This window comes from Nonomuraea sp. NPDC049784 (assembly GCF_040659615.1).
GTDB lineage: Bacteria > Actinomycetota > Actinomycetes > Streptosporangiales > Streptosporangiaceae > Nonomuraea.
The window spans coordinates 1-5871 of the sequence record NZ_JBFAMX010000633.1 but is presented as its reverse complement, the minus strand read 5'-3'; the positions used below and the strand labels follow the sequence as shown (position 1 = coordinate 5871).

6 protein-coding genes and 3 tRNA genes are annotated in these 5871 nt (G+C 70.3%); 6 read left to right on the top strand and 3 right to left on the bottom strand.

The window, feature by feature from the left end:
- Nucleotides 1–652: AraC family ligand binding domain-containing protein (locus tag AB0J09_RS54175; RefSeq protein ID WP_360710047.1), on the bottom strand; the 652-nt coding region annotated here is incomplete at its 3' end.
- A 41-nt stretch (nucleotides 653–693) separates the two neighbouring features.
- On the opposite strand from AB0J09_RS54175, the gene AB0J09_RS54170 reads away from it, so the two are divergent.
- Complete coding sequence (locus AB0J09_RS54170; RefSeq protein WP_360710046.1) at nucleotides 694–1473, top strand: phytanoyl-CoA dioxygenase family protein; 780 nt, start codon at nucleotides 694–696, stop codon at nucleotides 1471–1473.
- Here AB0J09_RS54170 and dusB read toward each other — a convergent pair.
- A complete protein-coding gene (dusB, locus tag AB0J09_RS54165; protein WP_360710044.1) occupies nucleotides 1470–2582 on the bottom strand; it encodes a tRNA dihydrouridine synthase DusB in 1113 nt (370 codons plus the stop codon). The genes AB0J09_RS54170 and dusB overlap by 4 nt on opposite strands.
- Nucleotides 2583–2660: 78 nt before the next feature.
- On the opposite strand from dusB, the gene AB0J09_RS54160 reads away from it, so the two are divergent.
- From AB0J09_RS54160 to AB0J09_RS54145, 4 genes are all read left to right on the top strand, one after another.
- Nucleotides 2661–3296, top strand: a complete 636-nt coding sequence (locus tag AB0J09_RS54160; protein ID WP_360710042.1) for an ACT domain-containing protein — start codon at nucleotides 2661–2663, stop codon at nucleotides 3294–3296.
- A gap of 86 nt (nucleotides 3297–3382) precedes the next feature.
- A tRNA-Gly gene (locus tag AB0J09_RS54155) sits at nucleotides 3383–3454 on the top strand.
- A gap of 16 nt (nucleotides 3455–3470) precedes the next feature.
- Nucleotides 3471–3544, top strand: a tRNA-Cys gene (locus AB0J09_RS54150).
- A gap of 1 nt (nucleotide 3545) precedes the next feature.
- A tRNA-Val gene (locus AB0J09_RS54145) sits at nucleotides 3546–3620 on the top strand.
- A gap of 48 nt (nucleotides 3621–3668) precedes the next feature.
- On the opposite strand, the gene AB0J09_RS54140 is transcribed toward AB0J09_RS54145, so the two are convergent.
- A complete protein-coding gene (locus AB0J09_RS54140) occupies nucleotides 3669–4484 on the bottom strand; it encodes an NAD(P)-dependent oxidoreductase (RefSeq protein ID WP_360710041.1) in 816 nt (271 codons plus the stop codon).
- Between the two features lie 195 nt (nucleotides 4485–4679).
- On the opposite strand from AB0J09_RS54140, the gene AB0J09_RS54135 reads away from it, so the two are divergent.
- On the top strand, nucleotides 4680–5684 hold the full coding sequence (locus tag AB0J09_RS54135) for a LacI family DNA-binding transcriptional regulator (RefSeq protein ID WP_360710048.1): 1005 nt from the start codon (nucleotides 4680–4682) through the stop codon (nucleotides 5682–5684).
- Nucleotides 5685–5871 lie beyond the last annotated feature (187 nt).

The window sequence follows — 5871 nt, the reverse complement described above, 5'->3', positions numbered from 1 at the left end:
CGGCGATGAGCGCGAGGACCCGGCGTACCCGCTCGTCGCCCTCGTCGGGCCGGCGCGCCGCTTCGGGCCGCGCGGAGGCGGTGGCGAGCACGAGCACCTCCTCAACCGCGCCCAGCACCAGCTCTCGCGCCGCTCCCGCCGCGACGACGGCTGACACCCGCACGTCGGCAGGGGGCACGGCGGGGAGAGACACGTCAGGGATGGACGCGGCCGCCCCGGGCACGTCGGGAAGGCGTGCGCCGGGCACCCACCGCGCGTCCTGGAGTGCCCGCTCGAACGCCAGGCCGATGCGCTCGTGCAGGCCCGCAGGCACGCCCCCGACCAGATGGCACCCGTCGCCACGCGCATAAGGCCCCAGCCAGGCCCCCCACGAGGGCCGGGGCTGGAAGTGCACCCACCAGAAGCGCCACCGCTCCGCCCCCGGCAGCACCCGGTAGTGCTGGGACACCCCCGACCCGAGCACCACCAGATCCCCCGCCCGGGCCGCGAACGACACCCCGCCCTGCTCCACGAGCCCCACCCCCGCCTCGGTCCACAGCAGCAGCCAGCTCGGCGACCCGGCGGGGCGGCGCGTGGCGTACCCGGGGGCCTTGTCGTAGTGGCCCACGATGGTCAGCTCGGCAGCAGGAACAGACAGATCCTCAGCGGTCACAGGCATACCGTTACACGATCCCGCTCTTTAGCGTGAGACACATGAGGCTCAACGACTTCCACGATCAGGGGTTCTTGCTGGTGCCCGGTCTCCTCGCTCCAGAAGAGGTGGCCGAGCTGCGCGAAGAGTTCATGGCGCTGCACGCCAAGGGGCCGATCCCTGGGCATTTCTCCCCGCAGCCGCAGGAACCCGGCCAGCCGTACGACATCCTCCGTGACTACCCGCGGATCATGCATCCCCACGAGGTGAACGACGTCGCCCTGCGCTACCTGCTCGACACGCGCATCGCCGCCATACTCCGCGACATCCTCGGCGAGGAGCCGATAGCAGCCCAGAGCATGTTCTACTTCAAGCCGCCGGGCGCCAGGGGCCAGGCGCTGCACCAGGACAACTTCTACCTCCGGGTCGAGCCGGGCACCTGCGTGGCCGCGTGGGTGGCGCTCGACCGGGTGGACCGGGCGAACGGCGGCCTCGAAGTCGTGCCGGGGACGCATCTGATGGACCTGTTCTGCCCGGAGGAGGCCGACCAGGACGTCTCGTTCACCAGGGAGTACGTCCCGCCGCCGCCCGGCTTGGAGCGGGTGCCCGTGGACATGAACCCCGGCGACGTTCTTTTCTTCAACGGCAGCCTGGTGCACGGCTCGGAGCCGAACAGCACGGCCGACCGCTTCCGGCGTAGCTTCATCTGCCATTACGTCGGGCGCTCGGCCGAGCGGATCGCCGAGTACTACCCGACGCTGACGATGTCGGGCGAGCGCGTCCAGCTGGAGCAGTCCGTGGGCGGCGGCCCCTGCGGCACCGAGGCCACCGGCCCTCACTAACCGCCTGAGATATCGGACTCGGCGTCACCGTCGGGGATCGCGCAGTCCCAGGGGTCGTCCAGCCATCCGTCCGGCAGGAGCACCTTGGTCCGCTCCCCCGACTTGCCCCGGGGCGTGTCCGTGTTCGGCGGCCACGGCTGATCGTGCTCCAGCTTCGCCAGCCCTTCGCGCAGCCCGTCGAGCGACTCGGCCGTGGCCAGCTCCCGCCGCAGCTCGCTACCGACCGTGAACCCCTTCAGATACCACCCGACATGCTTGCGGAAGTCGGCTATGGCGTACCGCTCGATGTCGAAGCACTCGGTCAGCCCCTCGGCGTGCCTGGCCATCACCTCGGCGACCTCGCTGAGCGCCGGCCGGACCCGCTCGGGGCTGCCGTTGAACGCGTTCTCCAGGTCCTTGAACAGCCACGGCCGCCCCAGGCACCCGCGCCCGACGACCACGCCGTCGCACCCCGTACGCGCCACCATCCGCAGGGCGTCGTCGGCGCACCAGATGTCGCCGTTCCCCAGCACGGGGACGTCCGGCACGGCCTCCTTCAGCCGGGCGATGGCCTCCCAGTCGGCCACACCCCCGTAATGCTGCTTGGCCGTCCGGGCATGCAGCGCGATCGCCGCGACCCCCTCCTCCGCCGCGATCCGCCCGGCGTCGAGATATGTCAGGTGATCGTCATCGATCCCTTTGCGCATCTTCATCGTCACGGGCAGGGACCCCGCGTTGGCGACCGCCTCCCGCAGGATCCGCCGCAGCAGATTCCGCTTGTACGGCAGCGCGGAACCACCGCCGCGCCTGGTCACCTTGGGCACGGGGCAGCCGAAGTTCAGATCGATGTGGTCGGCCAGGTCCTCCTCGGCGATCATCTTGACCGCCCGCCCCACGATGCCGGGATCCACCCCGTACAGCTGGATGCTCCTTGGCCGTTCAGACTCCGCGAACCTGATCATCCGCAGCGTCTTGGGATTGCGCTCGACCAGCGCGCGCGTCGTGATCATCTCGCACACGAACAGCCCCGCGCCCTGCTCCCTGCACAACACGCGGAACGGCGCGTTCGTGATGCCCGCCATCGGCGCGAGCACCACCGGCGGCCAAACCCCAATCGGCCCAATCTTCACTCGAACAGTTGTAGCGCAGGTCAGGCCGTAACGGTATTCGCGGATAGGCTATTAATGCATCTTCGATGGAGGGGACGGATGCTTCTTCGCGTACGCGTGGCGCTGCCCGACAGACCGGGTTCCCTGGCACAGGTGACCAAGGTCCTGGGCGCGGCGGGGGCCGACATCACGCAGGTGACCGTGCTCGACCGGGGCGCGGGCACGGCCGTCGACGACATCACGATCTTCTGTCCGGAGAGCACGCCCAGGCAGGCGCTGGTCAAGAGCCTGGAGACCGTCGACGGCGTCGCGGTCGAGGGTATCTGGACCACCAGGGAGGCCCCTGGCACATACCCTGAGCTGGAGATCCTCAAATACATCACCACGGCGGGCGACCGGGCTCTCACCACGCTCATCGACTCGCTCCCTGTCCTCTTCAGCGCCGACTGGGCCGCCACGGCCTCCGGCGAGCGCGTCATCTACGCGAGCTGGCGCGCCCCCAAAGACCTGGTCGTCCCGTGGGAGACGCCGTCCCGCCCGACCGCCGTCACCCTCGAGGACGATCTCCACCTCATCCACGCCCCGCTGCCGCCCCTGGCCCTCTCGCTCCTCCTGGCCCGCTCGGAGGGTCCCGCCTTCCACCGCATCGAGGTCCACCGCCTCACGCGCATCCTGGAGATCTTCCTCAGCCTGCCCGCCACGGAGCGCAGCGTGGCCCGGCAACTGCGCAAGTAGGGCACACTCCGCAACCTGCCGTGGACCGCTGAACGCGGCCCACGGTGAGCATCTGGTCGGCAAACGCGCTAGAGTTGTCGATGCACGCGGAAGTGGCTCAGTGGTAGAGCATCACCTTGCCAAGGTGAGGGTCGCGGGTTCGAATCCCGTCTTCCGCTCGGAGAGGTTCGACTCGGTGGAGTGGCCGAGAGGCGAGGCAGCGGCCTGCAAAGCCGTCCACACGGGTTCAAATCCCGTCTCCACCTCCAAGGACGATTAGCTCAGCGGGAGAGCGCTTCCCTGACACGGAAGAGGTCACTGGTTCAATCCCAGTATCGTCCACCACACCAAGAAGCCCCAGGAACTCTGGGGCTTCTTGTCGTTCCGGGCCGATCATGGCCGACTGGTCGAAGTCCGGTCGAATGCGTGACGGAGGGTGTAGTCGGCGGTGGCGTAGTCGCCGCCCTGGAGCTGGTCACCGGCGAAGTAGCCGTCCACTCCGGGGATCTGCCGCACGTAGGCCTCGGCGTCATCGCGGGGGTGGTAGCCGAGCCGGTCGTCCAGCTCCCAGAACCGGCGGGCATTGGCCGAGACCGCGTACGCGGCGGTGAAGGTGAGGCCGGGCCGGGTCAGCGCGGCCCAGACGAACCCGGCGCAGTCGTACGGGCTCAACCAGGTGGCCAGGTGCCGTGGCTCGCTCGGCACCTGCTCCAGGCTGCCGATGCGCAGGCACACCACCTGCAGCCCGAACTTGTCGGCATACAGCCGGCCCAGGGCCTCCAAGGCGACCTTGCTGACGCCGTACAGCCCGTCGGGGCGGGGCGGCATCTCAGCCGAGACCTTCTCCGCGGACGGGTAGCAGCCGGTCAGCCGATTGCTGCTCGCCAGCACCACGCGCCTGACGCCGGTGCGCCGTGCGGCCTCCAGCACGTGGTGGGCGCCCAGGACGTTGGCGTCCAGGAGATCGGCGAGCGGCGCCTCATCCGGCACCCCGGCCAGGTGCACGACCGCGTCGGCGCCTTCGATGACCGATACGACGTCCTCGATGCCGGCCAGCTCGGCTTGGCGGACTTCCTCATTCGGTCCTTCGGCGGCCAGCGGCACACGATCGACGGAGATCAGGCGGCGCAGCCGACGCCGCAGCGGCTCGCGCAGCACAGAACCCACGCGTCCGGCCGCACCGGTGAGAACAACGCTTTCCATGGTCATGCGGGGATTGTGTCAGCGGCCACGGACACTTTCCGATGACACGAGGTGACGCCGTTGAGAGGATCGTCTCGCGGAGGTCCAGGGGAACGTGATGGGACCGATAATGGTCCGCGCGTTCGGGGGCTCTGGCTGTTAGCGTTATCGGTGAGGGGGTGAGCCTCGGTGAGATCCAGGGACGGCAGGCCCGCGGTGCTCATGGACGTCGCCGTACTCGCCGGCGTTTCCGCCATGACCGTCTCGCGCGTGCTCAACGCGCCCGACCGGGTGCGGGCCGAGACCAGGGCCCGGGTGCTGGCCGCCGTACGAGAGCTCGACTACCGGCCCAACCAGGCCGCGCGGCAGCTCGTCACCGGGCGGTCCGGGGTGCTGGGCGTCGTCAGCATCGACACCACCCTGTACGGCCCCGCCTCCACGCTCTACTGCATCGAGCAGGCCGCCAGGAACGCCGGGTTCAACGTGAGCATCGCCAGCCTGCCCTCGCTCAACCGCAGGTCGATGGAGGAGGGCGTGGAGCGGCTGCGCGCCCAGGCTGTCGACGGGGTGATCATCGTGGCGCCGCACGAGTCGGCCGCCGACGGGCTGCGGCACCTGCCGCCCGAGATGCCCGTGGTCGCGGTCGACGCCGGTGACGACATCCCCGTGCCCGTGGCCAAGGTCGACCAGCGGACCGGGGCCGTACGGGCGACCAGGCACCTGCTCAGCCTCGGCCATCGGACCGTGTGGCACGTGGCGGGGCCGGCCGACTGGCTCGACGCCAACGGCCGCATCGAGGGATGGCGCGACGTGCTGGAGTCCGCGGACCGGCCGGTGCCCGAGGTGCTGCGCGGCGACTGGAGCTCGCGCTCCGGCTACCGGCTCGGGCTGCAGCTGGCCCAGGACACCGAGGTCACCGCCGTGTTCGTGGCCAACGACCAGATGGCGCTCGGCGTGCTGCGCGCCCTGCGTGAGGCCGGGCGGCGCGTGCCCGAGGACGTGAGCGTGGTGGGGTTCGACGACATCCCCGAGTCCGCCTACTACTGGCCGCCGCTGACGACCGTGCGGCAGGACTTCGGCGAGGTCGGCAGGCACGCCTTTCACATGCTGCTCGACCGGATGGCGGGCACCGAGCCCGACCGGCGGCGGCTGGTCGAGCCCGAGCTCGTGGTGAGGGAGAGCACCGGCCCGGCCCCTGGCTGGCCTCCCGCCGTGAGCCGGCGTTGAGCGTCGCCCGAGGTCCGGGGCCACCGGTCAGCCCAGTCTGATCACGTTCCACGAGACCGGGGGCAGGAGCACGCGGGCCGGGTCCTGCTCCACGTCCGCGTTGGGCCTGGGCGCGACCCGGTCCGGGTCGTCGGCCGTGTTCCGGGCGTACACGTCCGTGTGCGTCAGGGTGGTGGCCTCGAGGATG